General features: G+C 51.2%; 17 protein-coding genes. 5 read left to right on the top strand and 12 right to left on the bottom strand.

Features of this window, described 5'->3' with window-relative positions; genetic code table 11:
- Nucleotides 1-9: 9 nt before the first annotated feature.
- From phnE to ACJHWT_RS07935, 5 genes are all read right to left on the bottom strand, one after another.
- Nucleotides 10-789, bottom strand: coding sequence for a phosphonate ABC transporter, permease protein PhnE (gene phnE / locus ACJHWT_RS07955; protein ID WP_001193496.1), 780 nt, complete (start codon nt 787-789; stop codon nt 10-12).
- A gap of 105 nt (nt 790-894) precedes the next feature.
- A complete protein-coding gene (phnD, locus tag ACJHWT_RS07950) occupies nt 895-1,911 on the bottom strand; it encodes a phosphonate ABC transporter substrate-binding protein (protein ID WP_000991995.1) in 1,017 nt (338 codons plus the stop codon).
- 24 nt (nt 1,912-1,935) lie between these two features.
- Nucleotides 1,936-2,724 carry a phosphonate ABC transporter ATP-binding protein gene (gene phnC / locus ACJHWT_RS07945; RefSeq protein WP_065203385.1) on the bottom strand — a complete coding sequence of 263 codons (789 nt, stop codon included), beginning with the start codon at nt 2,722-2,724 and terminating at the stop codon, nt 1,936-1,938.
- 132 nt (nt 2,725-2,856) lie between these two features.
- Nucleotides 2,857-3,300, bottom strand: a complete 444-nt coding sequence (yjdN, locus tag ACJHWT_RS07940; protein ID WP_001131318.1) for a VOC family metalloprotein YjdN — start codon at nt 3,298-3,300, stop codon at nt 2,857-2,859.
- Between the two features lie 159 nt (nt 3,301-3,459).
- Entirely contained in the window at nt 3,460-3,795 is a 336-nt protein-coding gene (locus ACJHWT_RS07935) for a zinc ribbon domain-containing protein YjdM (RefSeq protein ID WP_001317557.1), read from the bottom strand.
- Nucleotides 3,796-4,196: 401 nt separating this feature from the next.
- On the opposite strand from ACJHWT_RS07935, the gene crfC reads away from it, so the two are divergent.
- The 4 genes from crfC to pmrR all read left to right on the top strand — a co-directional run bounded on the left by crfC (nt 4,197) and on the right by pmrR (nt 9,267).
- Nucleotides 4,197-6,425 (top strand): clamp-binding protein CrfC, encoded by a 2,229-nt coding sequence (gene crfC, locus ACJHWT_RS07930; RefSeq protein WP_021525745.1) that lies wholly within the window; start codon nt 4,197-4,199, stop codon nt 6,423-6,425.
- Nucleotides 6,422-7,300, top strand: a complete 879-nt coding sequence (locus ACJHWT_RS07925; protein WP_000169137.1) for a YjcZ-like family protein — start codon at nt 6,422-6,424, stop codon at nt 7,298-7,300. The genes crfC and ACJHWT_RS07925 overlap by 4 nt, the downstream gene beginning before the upstream one ends.
- Nucleotides 7,301-7,563: 263 nt before the next feature.
- Nucleotides 7,564-9,066, top strand: a complete 1,503-nt coding sequence (gene proP, locus ACJHWT_RS07920) for a glycine betaine/L-proline transporter ProP (protein ID WP_001298520.1) — start codon at nt 7,564-7,566, stop codon at nt 9,064-9,066.
- Between the two features lie 111 nt (nt 9,067-9,177).
- Nucleotides 9,178-9,267, top strand: coding sequence for an LpxT activity modulator PmrR (gene pmrR / locus ACJHWT_RS07915; RefSeq protein ID WP_000797658.1), 90 nt, complete (start codon nt 9,178-9,180; stop codon nt 9,265-9,267).
- Here pmrR and pmrB read toward each other — a convergent pair.
- From pmrB to melR, 7 genes are all read right to left on the bottom strand, one after another.
- Nucleotides 9,243-10,343, bottom strand: a complete 1,101-nt coding sequence (pmrB, locus tag ACJHWT_RS07910; protein WP_001052139.1) for a two-component system sensor histidine kinase PmrB — start codon at nt 10,341-10,343, stop codon at nt 9,243-9,245. The genes pmrR and pmrB overlap by 25 nt on opposite strands.
- Nucleotides 10,344-11,012: a two-component system response regulator BasR gene (basR, locus tag ACJHWT_RS07905; RefSeq protein ID WP_000697915.1), complete on the bottom strand. Its 669-nt coding sequence runs from the start codon at nt 11,010-11,012 to the stop codon at nt 10,344-10,346.
- Complete coding sequence (gene eptA / locus ACJHWT_RS07900; protein WP_001696433.1) at nt 11,009-12,652, bottom strand: phosphoethanolamine transferase EptA; 1,644 nt, start codon at nt 12,650-12,652, stop codon at nt 11,009-11,011. Before eptA ends, basR begins: the two co-directional genes overlap by 4 nt.
- 103 nt (nt 12,653-12,755) lie before the next feature.
- A complete protein-coding gene (gene adiC, locus ACJHWT_RS07895) occupies nt 12,756-14,093 on the bottom strand; it encodes an arginine/agmatine antiporter (protein ID WP_000093154.1) in 1,338 nt (445 codons plus the stop codon).
- A gap of 136 nt (nt 14,094-14,229) precedes the next feature.
- Nucleotides 14,230-14,991, bottom strand: a complete 762-nt coding sequence (gene adiY / locus ACJHWT_RS07890) for a DNA-binding transcriptional activator AdiY (RefSeq protein ID WP_001217059.1) — start codon at nt 14,989-14,991, stop codon at nt 14,230-14,232.
- A gap of 335 nt (nt 14,992-15,326) precedes the next feature.
- Entirely contained in the window at nt 15,327-17,594 is a 2,268-nt protein-coding gene (gene adiA, locus ACJHWT_RS07885; protein ID WP_076838075.1) for an arginine decarboxylase, read from the bottom strand.
- Nucleotides 17,595-17,792: 198 nt separating this feature from the next.
- Complete coding sequence (gene melR / locus ACJHWT_RS07880) at nt 17,793-18,701, bottom strand: transcriptional regulator MelR (protein ID WP_001090758.1); 909 nt, start codon at nt 18,699-18,701, stop codon at nt 17,793-17,795.
- Nucleotides 18,702-18,983: 282 nt separating this feature from the next.
- On the opposite strand from melR, the gene melA reads away from it, so the two are divergent.
- Nucleotides 18,984-20,339, top strand: a complete 1,356-nt coding sequence (gene melA, locus ACJHWT_RS07875; RefSeq protein WP_000986628.1) for an alpha-galactosidase — start codon at nt 18,984-18,986, stop codon at nt 20,337-20,339.
- The last annotated feature ends 82 nt before the right edge of the window (nt 20,340-20,421 follow it).

Genomic DNA, 20,421 nt, shown 5'->3' with positions numbered 1-20,421 from the left:
CCTCGCTTATCAGATAAAGTGCTTACGCAACCGTTGAGAGAGGAAATCCAGCAGGCTGACCGTGACGATAATCAGCACCATCAGGGCGCAGGTTTGCTGGAACTGGAAACCGCGAATCGCTTCCCACAGGGTGACGCCGATCCCGCCAGCGCCGACCATGCCAACAACGGTGGCCGAACGGACGTTGGATTCGAAGCGATAGAGGGAGTAGGAGATCAGCAGCGGCATCACCTGCGGCAGCACGCCGTAGAGGATCTCTTCGAGCTTGTTGGCACCAGTGGCGCGAATACCTTCCACCGGGCCGGGTTCAATTGCTTCTACCGCTTCGGAAAGCAGTTTGGAGAGCACGCCGGTGGTGTGGATAAACAGCGCCAGTACGCCAGCGAACGGACCGAGACCGACGGCGACCACGAACAGCATGGCGAAGACCATCTCGTTAATGGCGCGGCAGGCGTCCATCAGGCGGCGAACGGGCTGATACACCCACCACGGCACCAGGTTTTCAGCGCTCATCAGGCCGAAGGGGATGGAGAGAACGACTGCCAGCGCGGTGCCCCAGACGGCGATTTGCAGCGTGACGGCCATTTCGGTGAGGTAATCCTGCCATTGGCTGAAATCGGGCGGGAAGAAGTCGGCGGCGAAGGTTGCCATGTTGCCGCCGTCTTTGATCAGCGTAAGCGGGGCCATTTCCGCGCCCTGCCACGAGACGACCAACACGGCGAGAACAATGGCCCAGCTCAGAAGCGAGAACCAGCTGCGCTTGGGTGGGGCGATGGTGATGGTTTGCATGTTTGGCTCCGGTCTGTAGGCCGGATAAGGTGCTTGCACCGCATCCGGCATCAACGTCTGCACATTGTCGGATGCGACGCCGGGGCGTCTTATCCGACCTACGATTTACTGCACCGCTTTACTCACCGAACTCATCGCGCTTAACGCGTTGTTCAGGCGGTCCAGGTCATCCAGTTGCGCCTGAATGGCGCTGGTTTTTGCCAGCTTGTCCTGCTCATTCAGCCCTTTATTGCCTTTCACGCCCTGCATCTCTTTAAACAGCGCGAGCTGGCGAATCGGCACCAGTTGCAGGTCGCTGGAGGCGCGGAACGGGGCCCAGCCCAGGCGTTCCAGCACCGCTTTCTCTTCCGGCGTTTTGCCGTAGTTCATAAAGAAGTCGTAGATCTTGTCTTTGGTGGTTTCGGACAGATTTTTGCGCCAGACGATCGGATCGCCTGGGATCAGCGGCGATTTCCAGATCACCTTCAGTTCTTTGAGCTTCTCCGGTGCGGAGGTTTTCAGCTTGTCGAGGTTTTCGGTGTTGTTGGTCGCCACATCCACCTGTTTGTTGGCGACGGCCAGCGCGTTGGTTTCATGCCCGGCGTTGACGGTGCGCTTGAAGTCGCTGGCGGAGATATTGTTTTTGGCGAAGACGTAGTAGCCGGGGACGAGGAAGCCAGAGGTGGAGTTAGGATCGCCATTGCCAAAGGTGAGATCTTTACGCTTCGCCAGCAGATCGTTCAGGTTGTTGATCGGACTGTCTTTGTTGACGATCAACACGCTCCAGTAACCTGGCGATCCATCCGCCGCGACCGTCTGGGCGAAGACCTGACCGTTGGCGCGATCCACCGCTTCCATCGCCGACAGATTGCCGTACCAGGCGATATCCACTTTGTTGAAGCGCATTCCCTGGATAATGCCCGCGTAGTCCGGGGCAAAGAAGGCGTTGACCTTTACGCCCAGCTTCTTCTCCATATCCTGTAAGAACGGCGTCCATTGCGGTTTCAGGTTTTGCTGTGATTCCGTTGAAATAATGCCGAAATTCAGCGCCTTTTCCTGCTCTTCGGCGTGCGCCGGGCTTAACAGGGTGCTGAGGCTGAACATGCTGGTGAAGGCCAGCGAGGCAATTATCTTAGCGTTCATTCGTTTTCCTCAATGATGGGGATGTCAGGCAGCTTTCGCGTTCTCTTCAATGCGATTAATGCTGCGGTAGAGATGGTCAAAACGTTCGTTATCAAACAGTTGGCTGCTGCCGTCGTAAAAGACGTGCCCCTGACGCAGGGCGACGATGCGTTCGCAGTAGCGCAGGGCGTAATCCACCTGATGTAGCGTGACGACCACGGTGATGCCGTCGTTCTGGTTGATGTCGCGCAGGGTGTCCATCACGATGCGCGCCGATTCCGGGTCCAGCGAGGCGATGGGCTCATCGGCCAGAATCACCTTCGCCTGCTGCATCAGCGCGCGGGCAATCGCCACACGCTGTTGCTGGCCGCCGGAGAGTGTGGAAACGCGTTGATGGGCAAAGTGCACCATGCCAACGCGGGTCAGCGCCTGTAACGCGCGCTGTTTCTGCTCGCGGGTGAAGTAGCTAAAACAGGTTCGCCAGAATGGCGTGCTGCCGAGCGCGCCAATCAGCACGTTCTCCAGTACGCTCAGGCGATTCACCAGGTTGAATTGTTGGAAGATGTAGCCGGTGTTGGCGCGGCTTTTGCGGATATCGTGGGCCAGGCGGCCTTCGCGCTGGACTGTGCGGCCCAGCAGCTCGATATGGCTACCGGCAGATTTATCGCCGGTAATCAAACCGCTTAAGTGACGTAAAAGGGTGGATTTGCCGGAACCCGACGGCCCAAGCAGAGCCACCATTTCACCGTGATGAATGTTCAGATCAACCGCGTGCAGCGCCTGATGCTGATTGAAGGTTTTGGTGAGCTTCTCGACACGGATAATCGTTTGCATGATGCAGCCTCCCTAAAAAAGTGGCTCCATCGTGGCGGATTATTGTGACGATTTGGTTAATTAAAAGTGACTAACAGATGAAGAGTTAACGGGAATTCGATGACAGTGCGGGAGGGCGGGCCTCCCGGCGGATTATTGCGTTGGTTGTTGTTTGACGACATTAATCATCCACGGTACGCCAAATTTATCGGTGACTTTGCCAAAGCCATGCGCCCAGAAAGTTTCCTGCCAGGCCATTTCGATTTTTCCGTTAGCGGCAAGGTTGTCAAACCAGCGTTTTCCTTCTTCTACCTGTTGCGAATCGAGCACCAGCGTAAAGCCGGAGTAGCTGGCTTTTCCTGACGGTATAGCATCGCTCATCATGATATCGCTTCCGGCAATGCGCACATTGGCGTGGGCGATGGCGGTATCGGGAAATTGCATTCCGGAAGGGCAGTTCTCGGCGCTGTCCTGCGCTGATTTTGGCATTTCGCCGAAGCTGATTTTATAGAGCAGTTCAGCGCCCAACGTACGTTGATAATAAGCAATTGCGTCGGCACAGTTACCGGCAAAAGAGAGGTAGGGACTTAACGGCATGATGGTGACCTCAGTTAAGAGAAGCCCGTTAAGTGTAGTTCGAAATTTATACAGATGAGAGGGAAGCCTGATAAGACGCGGTCAGCGTCGCATCAGGCAGTCGCCACCGTTGCCGGATGCGGCGTAAACGCCTTATCCGGCCTACCGATCACAATACAATCAGTTCTTTTTCACAAACTCAGACTTCAGTTTCATCGGACCAAAACCGTCGATTTTGCAATCGATGTTATGGTCGCCTTCAACCAGGCGGATGTTTTTCACTTTGGTGCCAATTTTCAGCATCGAAGAGCTACCTTTCACTTTCAGATCTTTAATGATGGTAACGCTGTCGCCGTCAGCCAGCAGATTGCCGTTAGCATCTTTAACGATCAGCTCGTCGCTTTCCTGTGCAGGTTCTGCGTCGTTCCATTCGTAGGCACATTCCGGGCAGATGTACATGCCGTTATCTTCGTAGGTGTATTCGGAGTTGCATTTTGGGCAGCGTGGTAATGACATGTGGATTTCCTCAAAAGTCAGCAGGGCAAAAGCGCCAAAAAACGGCAGATTGCCGAAAAAGGCCGCAATTATACACAAAATCCCTGAGTTTGTCGGGGGTACTGCTGATTTTAGACGACGATCGTTTTCATTTGAAAGGAAACGCAAAAAGAAAATAATCTTTTTGCCTCCATTTATTATTTAAGATAAGGTTAATGCTCTACTCGTTCTTTTTTTAATTCACATGATGTTTTTATCTTTCTGACGTTTTAAACGTATTGGAAGATGTTATTTATTCTAATAAAAAACAACACGCTAAATATAAAATTATTTCTTGCGGTAATTATAAAAGCCGAAAACAGAACTCAAAAACAATCTGGCTAAATAAAAGTAATAAAATTTGCTTTAAGGAAAAATTTTCTATGTACACACAGACCCTGTATGAGTTAAGTCAGGAGGCTGAACGCCTGTTACAGCTTTCTCGCCAACAGTTGCAGTTACTGGAAAAAATGCCTCTCTCTGTACCCGGAGACGATGCGCCACAACTGGCTTTACCCTGGAGTCAGCCTAATATCGCCGAACGTCACGCGATGCTGAATAATGAGTTGCGTAAAATTTCCCGACTGGAAATGGTGCTGGCGATTGTCGGTACTATGAAAGCAGGGAAATCAACCACCATTAATGCCATTGTTGGTACGGAGGTTCTGCCTAATCGCAATCGCCCAATGACTGCGCTGCCAACGCTTATTCGCCATACGCCCGGGCAAAAAGAACCGGTACTGCATTTTTCACATGTCGCGCCAATCGACCATTTAATTCAACAATTACAACAGCGCCTGCGTGATTGCGATATTAAGCATCTGACCGATGTGCTGGAAATAGATAAAGATATGCGTGCGCTTATGCAGCGGATTGAAAATGGCATCGCTTTCGAAAAATATTATCTGGGTGCTCAACCTATTTTTCATTGTCTGAAAAGTTTGAATGATTTGGTGCGACTGGCGAAGGCGCTGGACGTCGATTTTCCTTTTTCTGCTTACGCCGCCATTGAGCATATTCCCGTGATTGAAGTGGAGTTTGTCCATCTGGCGGGGCTGGAGAGTTATCCCGGTCAGTTGACGTTACTGGATACCCCCGGGCCAAATGAAGCCGGGCAACCGCATCTGCAAAAAATGCTTAACCAGCAGCTGGCACGCGCCTCGGCGGTACTGGCGGTGCTGGATTATACGCAACTGAAATCGATCTCCGATGAAGAGGTCCGTGAGGCAATTTTGGCGGTGGGGCAATCGGTGCCGTTGTATGTGCTGGTCAATAAGTTCGATCAACAGGATCGTAACAGTGACGACGCCGACCAGGTGCGGGCACTGATTTCCGGGACGCTGATGAAAGGTTGTATTACGCCACAGCAGATATTTCCGGTGTCGTCGATGTGGGGCTACCTGGCGAATCGGGTGCGCCATGAGTTAGCCAACAACGGTAAGTTACCACCGCCAGAGCAACAACGCTGGGTGGAAGATTTTGCCCATGCCGCGCTCGGCAGGCGCTGGCGTCATGCCGATCTGGCGGACCTCGAACATATTCGTCATGCTGCCGATCAGTTGTGGGAAGATTCGCTGTTCGCCCAGCCAATTCAGGCGTTGCTTCATGCCGCTTACGCTAACGCCTCGTTGTATGCTCTGCGATCTGCCGCGCATAAACTGTTGAATTACGCGCAGCAGGCGCGGGAATACCTGGATTTTCGTGCGCACGGGTTAAACGTCGCTTGTGAACAATTGCGGCAAAATATCCATCAGATCGAAGAAAGTTTGCAGCTATTGCAACTCAATCAGGCGCAGGTGAGCGGCGAGATTAAACATGAAATCGAGCTGGCCCTGACCTCCGCCAACCACTTTCTGCGTCAACAGCAAGATGCGCTGAATGCGCAGTTAGCCGCCTTGTTTCAGGATGATTCGGGGTCATTAAGCGAGATTCGTACCTGCTGTGAGACACTGTTACAGACGGCGCAGAACACCATTAGTCGCGACTTTACGCTGCGTTTTGCCGAGCTGGAATCCACCCTTTGCCGGGTGTTAACCGATGTTATTCGCCCCATTGAGCAACAAATCAAAATGGAATTGAGCGAGTCAGGGTTTCGTCCTGGGTTTCATTTTCCTGTTTTTCACGGCGTAGTTCCCCACTTCAACACTCGCCAGCTGTTCAGTGAAGTCATTTCGCGCCAGGACGCAATGGACGAGCAGAGCACGCGTTTAGGCGTTGTGCGTGAGACTTTTTCGCGCTGGTTGAATCAGCCCGACTGGGGACGGGGAAATGAGAAATCCCCGACAGAGACGGTTGATTACAGTGCGTTGCAACGAGCATTAAGCGCAGAAGTCGATCTTTATTGCCAACAAATGGCTAAAGTTCTGGCAGAGCAGGTCGATGAATCTGTTACGGCAGGCATGAATACTTTTTTCGCTGAGTTCGCTTCATGTTTGACGGAATTACAGACGCGTTTACGCGAAAGCCTGGCTCTGCGTCAACAAAATGAATCGGTGGTCAGGCTGATGCAGCAGCAATTGCAGCAGACTGTGATGACTCATGGCTGGATTTACACCGACGCTCAGCTGTTACGCGATGATATTCAAACACTTTTCACGGCAGAACGATATTGACCAAGACGTTACTGGACGGCCCCGGTCGCGTGCTGGAGTCGATTCATCCCCGCTTTTTAGTGGATCTGGCGCAGGGCGATGATGCCCGCCATCCACAAGCCCATCAGCAGCAGTTTCGTGAACGACTGATGCAGGAACTTCTTGCGCGTGTGCAGCTTCAGGCATGGACGAACGGCGGGATGTTAAATGCGCCGCTTAGCCTGCGTCTGACATTGGTGGAAAAACTGGCGTCGATGCTGGATCCCGGTCATCTGGCGCTGACGCAGATCGCGCAACATCTGGCGCTGCTGCAAAAAATGGATCACCGCCAGCACTCTGCTTTCCCTGAGCTCCCCCAGCAAATTGCCGCCTTGTATGAGTGGTTTTCAGCCCGTTGTCGCTGGAAGGAAAAGGCGTTAACGCAACGAGGCCTACTGGTGCAGGCGGGTGAACAGAGCGAGCAAATTTTTACCCGCTGGCGTGCTGGGGCGTATAACGCCTGGTCGTTGCCTGGGCGCTGTTTTATCGTTCTGGAGGAGTTGCGCTGGGGGGCATTTGGCGATGCCTGCCGTCTGGGAAGCCCGCAAGCGGTGGCGTTGTTGCTGGGTGATTTGCGCGAGAAAGCGACACAACATTTGGCAGAGAGTATCAATGCGGCCCCGACCACGCGTCACTATTACCATCAGTGGTTTGCCTCTTCGACCATTCCGACGGGCGGGGATCATGCTGATTTTTTAAGTTGGCTGGGAAAGTGGACCACGGCAGATAAACAACCCGTTTGCTGGTCAGTGACCCAACGTTGGCAAACTGTCGCGCTGGGGATGCCACGACTCTGTTCAGCGCAGCGTCTGGCGGGGGCAATGGTCGAGGAAATCTTCTCTGTAAATTTGGTGTAAATAATCAGTTACACCAATGAGTCCTAAACGAAATACATGTGTGAAGTTGATCACAAATTTAAACACTGGTAGGGTAAAAAGGTCATTAACTGCCCAATTCAGGCGTCAACTGGTTTGATTGTACATTCCTTAACCGGAGGGTGTAAGCAAACCCGCTACGCTTGTTACAGAGATTGCATCCTGCAATTCCCGCTCCCCTTTTGCGGCCGTCGCGCTGATTTTTCTGGCGTTTGCGGAAATGGGCCAACTCTGCGAGGAAAGCTATGCTGAAAAGGAAAAAAGTAAAACCAATTACCCTTCGTGATGTCACCATTATTGATGACGGTAAACTGCGTAAAGCCATTACCGCAGCATCACTGGGTAATGCAATGGAATGGTTTGATTTTGGTGTTTATGGTTTTGTTGCTTACGCATTAGGTAAAGTTTTTTTCCCGGGGGCTGACCCCAGCGTGCAGATGGTTGCTGCACTTGCCACTTTCTCCGTTCCCTTTCTGATTCGACCGCTTGGTGGACTCTTCTTTGGTATGTTGGGCGATAAATATGGTCGCCAGAAGATCCTCGCTATCACTATTGTGATTATGTCGATCAGTACGTTCTGTATTGGCTTAATACCGTCCTACGACACGATTGGTATTTGGGCACCGATTCTGCTGTTGATCTGTAAGATGGCACAAGGTTTCTCGGTCGGCGGTGAATATACCGGGGCGTCGATATTTGTTGCGGAATACTCCCCTGACCGTAAACGTGGCTTTATGGGCAGCTGGCTGGACTTCGGTTCTATTGCCGGGTTTGTGCTGGGTGCGGGCGTGGTGGTGTTAATTTCGACCATTGTCGGCGAAGCGAACTTCCTCGACTGGGGCTGGCGTATTCCGTTCTTTATTGCTCTGCCGTTAGGGATTATCGGGCTTTACCTGCGCCATGCGCTGGAAGAGACTCCGGCGTTCCAGCAGCATGTTGATAAACTGGAACAGGGCGACCGCGAAGGTTTGCAGGATGGCCCGAAAGTCTCGTTTAAAGAGATTGCCACTAAATACTGGCGCAGCCTGTTGACATGTATTGGTCTGGTAATTGCCACCAACGTGACTTACTACATGTTGCTGACCTATATGCCGAGTTATTTGTCGCATAACCTGCATTACTCCGAAGACCACGGGGTGCTGATTATTATCGCCATTATGATCGGTATGCTGTTTGTCCAGCCGGTGATGGGCTTGCTGAGTGACCGTTTTGGCCGTCGTCCGTTTGTGCTACTTGGTAGTGTTGCACTGTTTGTGTTGGCGATCCCGGCGTTTATTCTGATTAACAGTAACGTCATCGGCCTGATTTTTGCCGGGTTACTGATGCTGGCGGTGATCCTTAACTGCTTTACGGGCGTTATGGCTTCTACCTTGCCAGCGATGTTCCCGACGCATATCCGTTACAGCGCGCTGGCGGCGGCATTTAATATTTCGGTGCTGGTTGCCGGTCTGACGCCAACACTGGCGGCCTGGCTGGTCGAAAGCTCGCAGAATCTGATGATGCCTGCCTATTACCTGATGGTAGTGGCGGTGGTTGGTTTAATCACCGGCGTAACCATGAAAGAGACGGCAAATCGTCCGTTGAAAGGTGCGACACCGGCGGCGTCAGATATACAGGAAGCGAAGGAAATTCTCGTCGAGCATTACGATAATATCGAGCAGAAAATCGATGATATTGACCACGAGATTGCCGATTTGCAGGCGAAACGTACCCGCCTGGTGCAGCAACATCCGCGAATTGATGAATAAGCTGAAACGGATGGCCTGATGTGACGCTGTCTTATCAGGCCAATTGAACTCTTAAGGTTCACTTAATCTCTGACGCGCATACTCTCCTCCAGGTTAACGGAGGAGAGTGCAATGAAAAACCGTGTTTATGAAAGTTTAACTACCGTGTTCAGCGTGCTGGTGGTCAGCAGCTTTCTTTATATCTGGTTTACCACGTACTGATCTTTCTTCAGCCGTACCCAGGCCCGCGTGCCGGAAGTCTCTTGCCGGTTTTGCAGGAAAAACTGCCCGTGATGCAACTGTGTAATGCGGCTGACAATACTTAACCCCAGACCAATCCCGCCATAACGGCTGTCCATACGTACAAACGCTTTACTCAACTCCCCGCATTTACTCTCATCAATACCCGGTCCTTCATCTTCAACGGCCATGACTGCTCCGCCATCTTCTTGCAGCTTAATCATAATGTTGCTGCCTTGCGGGCTGTAACGATGGGCGTTTTCTACCAGGTTTCGCAATAACATCCGCAGCAGGGTTGCATCACCCTGAACGGTGATGTCGGCGGCGCTCTCTGGCAATAGCAGGGTTTGCTGTCGCTGGTCGAGCATGGTACTGAGTTCGTCATACGAGGGGAGAATGACATCTTCCAGCAGTTTTACATGTTGATAATTCCCGGAAGAAAATGACTGTCCGGCACGCGCCAGTTGCAGCAGCTGGGAGACACTCTCCATCATCTGATCAAGTCGAGCCACTAACGGTGCTACATCAATGTGATGCGTTTTCGCCAGCAGTTCCAGATGCAAACGCACCCCCGCCAGTGGCGTTCGCAGTTCGTGCGCGACGTCAGCGGTAAACAACCTTTCGTTATCCAGCGTGCTGGTCAGGCGACTGACCAGATCGTTTAACGCTGAAACCACCGCTTCGATTTCGAGGGTGGCGCTGTGAATGGCAATGGGCGTTAAGTTGTCGGCGGTGCGCGCTTCCAGCTCTTTTTGCAGCTCCGCCAGCGGGCGGGTGATGCGGCGTACCGCCTGATAGCAGATAAATAGCGTCAGGCTGACCATAAAGACGCCGGGGACAATCAGGCTGGCGACCGCCTCGCGGATCTCACGCATGATGTGGCGATCGTTGTTGCGATTGTCGCGTAGCGCCTGCTCAAACAGCTGAATCTGCTCGGTACTTTCATGCCATAGCCAGAAGACGCTGATCAGCTCAAACACCAACAAAATGGCCCCGATGGTCAATATCAGCCGTTGGCGCAGCGATATTGGTCGGCGCAGAAAACGCATCAGATTCAATTAGTTTTCCTCATTTGCGACCAGCATATAGCCAAATCCGCGCACGGTGCGGATACGGGCTTTGCCCACTTTGTCGCGCAGATTGTGGATATGCACTTCCAGGGTGTTGGTCGAGGGTTCATTGTCCCAGTTATAGATGTCGTTGTAGAGAATTTCCCGATGCACCGGACTGCCTGCTTTGAGCATTAACCGTGACAGCAGAGCATATTCTTTGGGCGTCAGAATCAACTCTTCACCGCCCATCCATACCTGACGGCGACCCATATTCAGCGTCAGATTGCCAACAATCAGCTCACTTTCGCCCTGATTATTATGGCGTCGTAGCAGGGCGCGGATACGGGCGTGTAACTCTTCCAGCGCAAAAGGCTTCACCAGATAGTCATCGGCACCGACATCCAGCCCGGCGATTTTGTCGGTCAGCGTATCGCGAGCGGTGAGGATCAGTACCGGCAGGGTGTATTTTTTCTGCCGGATACGGGCGAGAAAATGCAGTCCATCTTCGTCGGGTAACCCTAAATCCAGTACCACCAGGCTGTAATGACCGGCCTCAAGGCTTTGTTCCGCCATCCGCGCGGTTGTCACGCCATCGCACGCGTAGCCTTCGGTTTGCGCCGCCAGAATTAATCCCTGCAATAACAGCGTATCGTCTTCAACAATCAGAATTTTCATTCACTCACTCTCCTGCAAGTTTGCAGAATATCATCCGCAGCCTGGTAATACTTCGTCTCAACGCCAGTTAATCCCAATAGCGTGGAGAATAAATTATCTTGTGAATAGTGTTGCGTTTGCGCCTGTTTTTGCAGGCAGTTCTGGTCAACCTGATACCGTTTTTGATAATCCTCCGACAGCCACAGCAGCATTGGCACCTGTTTTTGGCTATCCGGGGCGATGGCATAAGGCAGACCGTGCAGATAGATGCCATTTTCACCTAACGACTCACCGTGGTCAGAAAGATAAACCAGGCTGGTGGTAAATTTATCCTGATGTTCTTTCAGCAGATTAATCGCTTTATCAACAATATAGTCGACGTAAACCAGCGTGTTGTCGTAAGTGTTCACCAGTTGCTCTTTGGTACAGGTCTGGATCTCGTTAGTGTCGCAGGTTGGGGTAAATTTCCTGAACTGCGGCGGATAGCGGTTGTAATAGGTCGGGCCGTGGCTGCCGATGGTGTGTAAGACAATCACGCCATCACCCTGCAGGTTATTGATGTAATCTTCCAGCCCGTGGAACAGCACTTCATCATAGCATTCGCCGTTGATGCACTGACCTGGCAGATTCAGCGCGGTGACGTTCTGGTGAGGCACGCGGTCGCAGGCACCTTTACAGCCGCCATCGTTGTCATTCCACAGCACGTTGATGCCCGCTCGCTGAATGATATCCAGCACGCCTTCCTGGTGCTGTGCCAGCTCTTCTTTGTAGTGCTCACGCGGCATATCCGAGAACATGCACGGCACTGAGACGGCTGTTGCTGTGCCACAAGATGCGGTATTAGGGAAATAGACCACGTTATCTTTTGCCAGGCGAGGATTGGTTTCGCGTGGATAACCATTCAGCGAGAAATTCTCTGCGCGCGACGTTTCTCCGACGATCAAAATGGTCAGGTTTTTGCGTTTCCCATTTTGCATTAATGGGTTGCGGTGAGCATCTTCACCAATGCGTATCAGTGGCAGGTTGGCTGACCGCTGGTGAGAGTACCACGACCAGCTAGCAACAATGCTGTTGGACGGGCTTAAGGATTTCACCAGTTCTTTGTTGTTGCGAAACAGCGAGGCATAGTCTTTGTAGAACAGTGCGGCAACCAGCAGAATCAGCAGTACAGAAATCAGGATGTTGGCCCCGCGGAAAAGAACGCTGCGCAGGCGTGAGGTGGTGGGTTTGATTTTGATCCAGCAGGCAATAATCGCGGCCAACACGCCACTTAACCCCAGCGTTAATAACATTCGTGGCGTCATCAACGCATAACTTTCCGCCGGCGTAGTATCAATGATATTGGTGATCATTGAACGGTCGATGACGATGCCATAGGTCATGATGAAATATTGTGCAGCCGCACCGACCAGAATAAACAGGCAGGCGAGTGGACGATTAAGCCATAAGAAAGAGCCTAGTGTCAGGACAATATTAATCACGCTGAATGCGACGACCGGCATCGACAAGAAAACCAGCACGTTATGCAGTGAATCCAGCGGTAACACCTGTAGCACCTGTTTAAAAAAGGCGATATTCAGGCAGACTGAGATATAAAAAGTAGCAAGTAATAACCAGGAGAATAAATTTAAAGAGGGTCTTTTTAGTAGGCGCTTCAACATCACGGTGTTTCCATCGAACAAAGTGCGCATATGCTCGCAAAGCAAAATTAAGCCAACCTTAAGTTCTTAAGGTTGGCTTTTATGTTTGCTTGATTAAGGGGAATTAATCTTTGCTTATTGGTGCATCTAAGGGATACGGGTTTTTATGCAGCCGGTTGTAATTCAGCGCATACATGGCGGTGATTACCATCAGAGTGACAAATGACCACATAACCTCTTTCGCGCCGGACCCTACTACGGCCCAGATGCAGTAGAGGAAGGCAATGGTAGTAACTGCCAGGTATGCCGGGCGTGCTTTACCAAAGTGACCGTGGCCGAGCAGCAGTAACGCCGCACAGGTGTAAAGATATGGCACCAGTGTAAAGATGACCGACACGGAAGAAACCAGACCGAATTCTTTGGTCGCGTTTGGCGAAATGCTACTGAGCTGGAAGATGGTCATCAAAATACCGACGATAATCAGCCCCGCCACTGGCGTGCCCGCTTTATTTACACGGGCAAAAATCGGTGGGAACAGTCCGTCATCGGCAGCGGCTTTCGCCGTTTGACCCGCCAGCAACGTCCAGCCGCCCAGTGAACCTAAGCAACCCGCAGCTGCGCAGAAGGAAACAATGGCCCCGGCGGTGTCACCCAACGCCATCCGTGCGGCATCACCGAATGGCGAAGCAGAAACGCGCAGTGCGGCATTAGGGATCATCCCCATAATCGCGGTGGTAGAAAGTACATAGCAAACGGCAGCAATCAATACCCCGCCAATGGTGGCGATAGGGACGTTGCGTTTCGGGTTTTTCACCACACCTGCGGCAACGGAGGCACTTTCCACACCGATGAACGACCACAGCGTAACGTTAAGGGTACTTTGAATCGCACCGAAGGTGCCCAGACCGCTGACGTTCCATGCCGCCATATAGGTTTCACCACGGAACCAGAACCAGCCAAATACGGCAATCCCGACGATGGGGATCAGCGCCAGCACGGTAGCAACGGCCTGTACGCGGGTGATCATTTTCGGACCGACAATGTTCAGCAGGACGAAGATCCACAGCACCACGACGCAGGTGATGGTTAATACCAATGGGTCTTTCAGAATCGGGAAGAAGTAACTTAAATATCCTACGCCAATGACCACCATGGCGATATTGCCGATCCAGCAGGCCAGCCAGTAGAGGACGTTGGTTTGATAACCGAGAAACGGGCCAAAGCAGCGGCGGGCGTAAGCGTAAGAACCACCAGGACTTGGGTCGAGGAACGACATTTTGGCGTATACCATCGAGAGCCCCAGCGCACCGATAATCGTCACCAACCATCCATAAATGGCAATCCCGCCAGTGGAGGCCAGGTTTGCAGGTAACAGAAAAACACCTGACCCCATAATATTCCCCGACACCATCAGGGTGACGGGGATTAAGCCCACTTTGTGAGCATCAGCATCCGAAGACATAATTAAACTCCTGCGAAGGCGAGCTTCGTGACAATAAATTACGTCATATCATACGCCTGCATTCGATAGTTGAATTATTATCGGCCGGGTTATCGCTGATGCCGTTATTAATATAGCTCTTCGTTAAGGTTAAAAATCAGGCGACAGTGCGTTCTCTGTGCTGACTAACATAATGCAGCGGCGTCATACCGTAGAAGTCTTTAAAGACAGAAATAAAGTACGACGTACTGTTGTAGCCGCAGGACTGTGATACCTGAGAGATATTTTTACCGTCCATCATTAATTCATTTACGGCATAACGCATGCGGCAGGTGGTGATTATTTGGCTATAACTGGTGTTTTCGCTTTTCAGCTTTTTCTTTAACAGACTTGGGCTAAGACATAAACAACTGGCTACCATACTAAGATTCCAGTCTTTGTGGATATCGCTTTCAATAATTTGATAAACGCTGTCACTTACACAATTACGTAACATATACATCATTAGTGAAAGGAATTTTTTACTGTCGAGAAAACGGGATAGCACAGTGAATAATAATGCACGTGTTCGTTCCTTTTCTGACTCAGTTTCAGCGGGCATCATGCTATGCTGCGCGGCAACGCGAAAGACGTCTGGCGTCAGGCATGGAAGGGTGAGGATGGGCGTAGCGCTACGTTGCCATACTGGTATTTGCGAGAGATCTTTATTCAGAAACCGGAGGTAATCTTTGATGATGTCGTGACTAATATGAGCAACCAAAGTGTTATTAAGAGAGGAGACGTCGATAATATTATTTTCACAATTTAATAACGCCATGTGGTTAGCTTTAAGGCTAATAGGTTCTTTCCCATTCACCCTTATCCAGACATCTTTTTCAGTCAATAAAACAATACAAGGTTGGTCGCTGCAAATCCTCATACATGTACTCCTGAGTGCGAATAAAAGACCAGTTCTCGCTAAAGCGAAGCGATACCGGGAAATGGTTATATAATTGTATGATGAATATAAACATGCATAAAAATAACGAGTTTTACTAATATTACAAATTTTTATAGTAATTTCTCATGTACATATTTTTTTACAGGCTAAAAAAAGGATAAATAACAGGCAAAAAAAAGCGCGGGGTGGGACCGCGCAAAAAGCATGACATTTTTTGTTTGCAGCAATTTTTATGAAAACGTTGCCATACTTAAAAGGCCTCAAGCCAGGCGGCGTAATGTTATTTAACAATTACGCCTTCAGCGGAATAGTGGTTACGCTTTCACACACATAACGTGGTAAATACCGTCAATAATTTCTGTCCCTTCTGTTTCGTGTTCAAATCCAGGGAAATGATGGTCCCAGGATTGCAGCGAGCGTAAATAACTTACTTGCGGACTGTTTTTATCGCCGAAGTTTTCACCAGACAGCAGCATCGGGATTCCTGGCGGATACGGGATAACTGAGTTTGCCGCGATACGTCCTGGCAGATTTTCAATGGATACCAGTTCGACATTGTTGTCGACAATCGCGTTGTACGCTTCACGCGGGGTGATTTCCGCCACCGGTAGGCCGGAATAGGCTTCATTCAACCGTGCGCCAGGGTTGTTTTCTTTCAGCCAGGCAAACATGGTGTCACCCAGATCGTGAATCCCCATGTTCGCGTAAGTGTCAGGATATTGTTCAACAAGTTCCGGCATCACCTGCGCCAGCGGTGTGTTGGCATCATAGTGGCGTTTGAAGGAGCAAAGGGTGTTAACCAGAGTCCCCCATTTCCCACGGGTCACGCCCATAGAGAACAGGAACATAATCTGGAAGTCAGTGGTACGGGTAGGCACAATGCCGTGGCGACCAAGCCAGGCTGTGACCAGCGCCGCCGGAACGCCGGTTTCTTCCAGTTCACCATCTTCACCCATTCCCGGAGCAAGGATGCTGACTTTAATCGGGTCGAGCATACTCCAGTTATCCGGAATATCTTTGAAGCCGTGCCAGCTTTCGCCCGGATGCATGACCCAGCAGTCCTGAACGGTGGTCAGCAGTTTGGTTGGTGCGTCAGCAAAGTCATAGGTTTTGCCGGTTTGTGGGTCGGTGACGACTTCTTTGTTCCACGGTTTGAAGAACCAGCTACCGTCAGCGGTGAACTCTTTATATAGCCGCGCCATCGCCTGACGGAAATCAACCGCTTCGTCGATCACTTCCTGGGTCAGTGACAGGCCGCTGTTGCCGTCCATCATCGACACCGCCACGTCGTTGGATGCGCAGATGGCATACAGCGGGGAGGTGGTGGCATGCATCATGTAGGCCTGGTTGAAGCGGGAGAAGTTAATCGCCCCACGACCTTCACGTACATGAATATAAGAGGCCTGTGACAGCGCATTCAGCAGTTTGTGGGTGGAGTGGGTGGCGAAAACGGTAGGACCGTTGTGATCGCCAGGTTCGCCGCGCATGGCATAGTGATCGGCATAGATCGGGTTGAAACGTGCATAGCCGTACCAGGCTTCGTCAAAGTGCAGACGATCGGAGGTTTTTTCCAGCAGATCCTGCACTTCTTTAGCGTTATAACACACGCCGTCATAGGTACAGTTGGTCACCACGCAGTAAGACGGTTTTTGCCCGGCTTTGTCTTTAGTCAGCGGGCTTTCACTGATTTTCTTCTGCAAGGTTTCAGGTTGCATTTCCTGCGGATAGATTGGCCCGATAATGCCGTAGCGGTTGCGGCTTGGCACCATGTAGACCGGTTTCGCGCCTGTCAGCATCAAGCCTTGTTCGATGGATTTATGGCAGTTACGGTCAACGACCACGACATCGTTATCGGTCATGCAAGCCTGCATGATGGTGCGGTTAGAGCCGGAAGTACCGACGACTACCGACCAGGAGCGATCGGCACCAAATACGCGTGCGGCATATCTTTCGCTTTCGCCAAATGCGCCAGTATGGTCAAGCAAAGAACCGAGGGAAGTGCGTTCGATGCCCATGTCGGTGCGGAACAGATTTTCACCATAGTAGTCATGGTAGAAACGTCCGGCGGGTGTTTTGGTAAAACCAACGCCGCCCTGGTGGCCTGGCGCTGCCCAGGAATATTCATGGATGTCGCTATATTTCATCAGCGCGCTGAACAGTGGCGGCAACAGTTGCTGGCGGTAGCGGGTCATCGCGGCAACGGCGCGTCCGGCGATAAAGTCGGCGGTATCTTCCAGAATCCAGGCGAATTCATCGACAAGCTCCAGCAGATCCCGGTCCATTGCGGCGAGGGCTTTTTCCCGATCGCCCAACAGGAAGACCGGCACGTTTTGTTGGCGCTCATGAAGCTTACCGATCAATTGTCTGACGTTTTGATGTTCGTCCGGATGTTCCATTTGATAGCTGAACATCAGGCAGTCAATGGCTTCGTTTGAAGAGAGAATGGCAAAACCATCATCAAAGGAGGTGGATTTAATCACGGTAACATTTTGCTGGCTTAAAGCATCTGCCAGACGCTCAACGGCGTTACCGACCCAGGTGTCTTGATGGAGAAACTCGCTTTCAACAATTAATACTTTCATCATTGCTTACCCGGTTATGAAGGAATCTTCGTTGCGGGCAAGTATCTTCCGGCCTTTTCGGGCTGTAAAGCGCGTGAAAAACAAACATTTTTGAAATATTTGTTTTTATAAACAATATGTTATGTGATTATTTTAAATTATTTTCACTGCTTATTATCGACGGCTAAACTATTTTTTTGGCTGATACTGATATCGTCTTTAGCCGGGAAACGTCTGGCGGCGCTGTTGGCTAAGTTTGCGGTATTGTTGCGGTGACATGCCGACATATTTGCCGAACGTGCTGTAAAAACGGCTACTCGAACGAAAGCCTGCCGTCAGGGCAATATCGAGAATACTTTTATCGGTATCGCTCAGTAACGCGCGAACGTGGTTGATGCGCATCGCGGTAATGTACTGTTTCATCGTCAATTGCATGACCCGCTGGAATATCCCCATTGCATAGTTGGCGTTAAGTTTGACGTGCTCAGCCACATCGTTGATGGTCAGTGCCTGATCATAGTTTTCGGCAATAAAGCCCAGCATCTGGCTGACATAAAATTGCGCATGGCGCGAGACGCTGTTTTTGTGTGTGCGCGAGGTTTTATTGACCAGAATCGGTTCCCAGCCAGAGAGGCTAAATCGCTTGAGCATCAGGCCAATTTCATCAATGGCGAGCTGGCGAATTTGCTCGTTCGGACTGTTCAATTCCTGCTGCCAGCGGCGCACTTCAAACGGGCTAAGTTGCTGTGTCGCCAGTGATTTGATCACCATGCCGTGAGTAACGTGGTTAATCAGGTCTTTATCCAGCGGCCAGGAGAGAAACAGATGCATCGGCAGATTAAAAATCGCCATGCTCTGACAGGTTCCGGTATCTGTTAGTTGGTGCGGTGTACAGGCCCAGAACAGCGTGATATGACCCTGATTGATATTCACTTTTTCATTGTTGATCAGGTATTCCACATCGCCATCGAAAGGCACATTCACTTCGACCTGACCATGCCAGTGGCTGGTGGGCATGATATGCGGTGCGCGAAACTCAATCTCCATCCGCTGGTATTCCGAATACAGCGACAGCGGGCTGCGGGTCTGTTTTTCGTCGCTGCTGCACATAAACGTATCTGTATTCATGGATGGCTCTCTTTCCTGGAATATCAGAATTATGGCAGGAGTGAGGGAGGATGACTGCGAGTGGGAGCACGGTTTTCACCCTCTTCCCACAGCGGCGAGGGGAGCGTCCGAGCATCATGAGGCCGAAAACTCTGCTTTTCAGGTAACTTATTCCCATAAACTCAGATTTACTGCTGCTTCACGCAGGATCTGAGTTTATGGGAATGCTCAACCTGGAAGACGGAGGTTTTCTGCAGATTCGCCTGCCATGATGAAGTTATTCAAGCAAGCCAGGAGATCTGCATGATGTCTGCACCCAAAATTACATTTATCGGCGCTGGTTCGACGATTTTCGTTAAAAATATTCTTGGTGATGTGTTCCATCGCGAGGCGCTGAAAACGGCGCATATTGCCCTGATGGACATTGATCCCACCCGCCTGGAAGAGTCGCACATTGTGGTGCGTAAGCTGATGGATTCAGCAGGGGCCAGCGGCAAAATCACCTGCCACACCCAACAGAAAGAAGCCTTACAGGATGCTGATTTTGTCGTGGTGGCATTTCAGATTGGCGGTTATGAACCTTGCACGGTGACTGATTTCGAGGTCTGTAAGCGACATGGTCTGGAACAAACCATTGCCGATACGTTGGGGCCGGGCGGTATTATGCGCGCGCTACGTACCATTCCGCATCTGTGGCAAATTTGCGAGGACATGACGGAAGTCTGCCCCGATGCCACCATGCTCAACTACGTTAACCCAATGGCGATGAATACCTGGGCGATGTATGCCCGCTATCCGCATATCAAACAGGTAGGGCTGTGCCATTCAGTGCAGGGAACGGCGGAAGAGCTGGCGCGTGACCTCAATATCGACCCGGCTACGCTGCGTTACCGTTGCGCAGGTATCAACCATATGGCGTTTTACCTGGAACTGGAGCGCAAAACCGCCGACGGCAGTTACGTGAATCTCTACCCGGAACTGCTGGCGGTTTATGAAGCAGGGCAGGCACCGAAGCCGAATATTCATGGCAATACTCGCTGCCAGAATATTGTGCGCTACGAAATGTTCAAAAAGCTGGGCTACTTCGTCACGGAATCGTCAGAACATTTTGCTGAGTACACGCCGTGGTTTATTAAGCCAGGTCGTGAGGATTTGATTGAGCGTTATAAAGTACCGCTGGATGAGTACCCGAAACGCTGCGTCGAGCAGCTGGCGAACTGGCATAAAGAGCTGGAGGAGTATAAGAACGCCTCCCGGATTGATATTAAACCGTCACGGGAATATGCCAGCACAATCATGAACGCTATCTGGACTGGCGAGCCGAGTGTGATTTACGGCAACGTCCGTAACGATGGATTGATTGATAACCTGCCACAAGGATGTTGCGTGGAAGTAGCCTGTCTGGTTGATGCTAATGGCATTCAGCCGACCAAAGTCGGTACGCTACCTTCGCATCTGGCCGCCTTGATGCAAACCAACATCAACGTACAGACGCTGCTGACTGAAGCCATTCTTACGGAAAATCGCGACCGTGTTTACCACGCCGCGATGATGGACCCGCATACTGCCGCCGTGCTGGGCATTGATGAAATATATGCTCTTGTTGACGACCTGATTGCCGCCCACGGCGACTGGCTGCCAGGCTGGTTGCACCGTTAAAACGCGACTAAACGCTACTGCGCCGGGGGATTTATTCCGGCGCACACCTCTGACGATACCAATAACAGAAGGCGGGCGTTGG

This window comes from Escherichia sp. WS338, assembly GCF_046486405.1.
Taxonomy (GTDB): domain Bacteria; phylum Pseudomonadota; class Gammaproteobacteria; order Enterobacterales; family Enterobacteriaceae; genus Escherichia; species Escherichia coli.
The sequence above is the reverse complement of the archived record's forward strand: the minus strand, read 5'-3'. Positions and strand labels throughout refer to the sequence as shown.

Excerpts from the sequence above, each read along its gene's own strand:
- adiY (WP_001217059.1), bottom strand. The coding sequence starts at position 14,991 with ATGAGGATTTGCAGCGACCAACCTTGTATTGTTTTATTGACTGAAAAA.
- crfC (WP_021525745.1), top strand. The coding sequence starts at position 4,197 with ATGTACACACAGACCCTGTATGAGTTAAGTCAGGAGGCTGAACGCCTG.
- phnD (WP_000991995.1), bottom strand. The coding sequence starts at position 1,911 with ATGAACGCTAAGATAATTGCCTCGCTGGCCTTCACCAGCATGTTCAGC.
- basR (WP_000697915.1), bottom strand. The coding sequence starts at position 11,012 with ATGAAAATTCTGATTGTTGAAGACGATACGCTGTTATTGCAGGGATTA.
- adiA (WP_076838075.1), bottom strand. The coding sequence starts at position 17,594 with ATGAAAGTATTAATTGTTGAAAGCGAGTTTCTCCATCAAGACACCTGG.
- phnE (WP_001193496.1), bottom strand. The coding sequence starts at position 789 with ATGCAAACCATCACCATCGCCCCACCCAAGCGCAGCTGGTTCTCGCTT.
- pmrR (WP_000797658.1), top strand. The coding sequence starts at position 9,178 with ATGAAAAACCGTGTTTATGAAAGTTTAACTACCGTGTTCAGCGTGCTG.
- phnC (WP_065203385.1), bottom strand. The coding sequence starts at position 2,724 with ATGCAAACGATTATCCGTGTCGAGAAGCTCACCAAAACCTTCAATCAG.
- eptA (WP_001696433.1), bottom strand. The coding sequence starts at position 12,652 with ATGTTGAAGCGCCTACTAAAAAGACCCTCTTTAAATTTATTCTCCTGG.
- yjdN (WP_001131318.1), bottom strand. The coding sequence starts at position 3,300 with ATGCCGTTAAGTCCCTACCTCTCTTTTGCCGGTAACTGTGCCGACGCA.
- melA (WP_000986628.1), top strand. The coding sequence starts at position 18,984 with ATGATGTCTGCACCCAAAATTACATTTATCGGCGCTGGTTCGACGATT.
- adiC (WP_000093154.1), bottom strand. The coding sequence starts at position 14,093 with ATGTCTTCGGATGCTGATGCTCACAAAGTGGGCTTAATCCCCGTCACC.
- ACJHWT_RS07935 (WP_001317557.1), bottom strand. The coding sequence starts at position 3,795 with ATGTCATTACCACGCTGCCCAAAATGCAACTCCGAATACACCTACGAA.
- proP (WP_001298520.1), top strand. The coding sequence starts at position 7,564 with ATGCTGAAAAGGAAAAAAGTAAAACCAATTACCCTTCGTGATGTCACC.
- melR (WP_001090758.1), bottom strand. The coding sequence starts at position 18,701 with ATGAATACAGATACGTTTATGTGCAGCAGCGACGAAAAACAGACCCGC.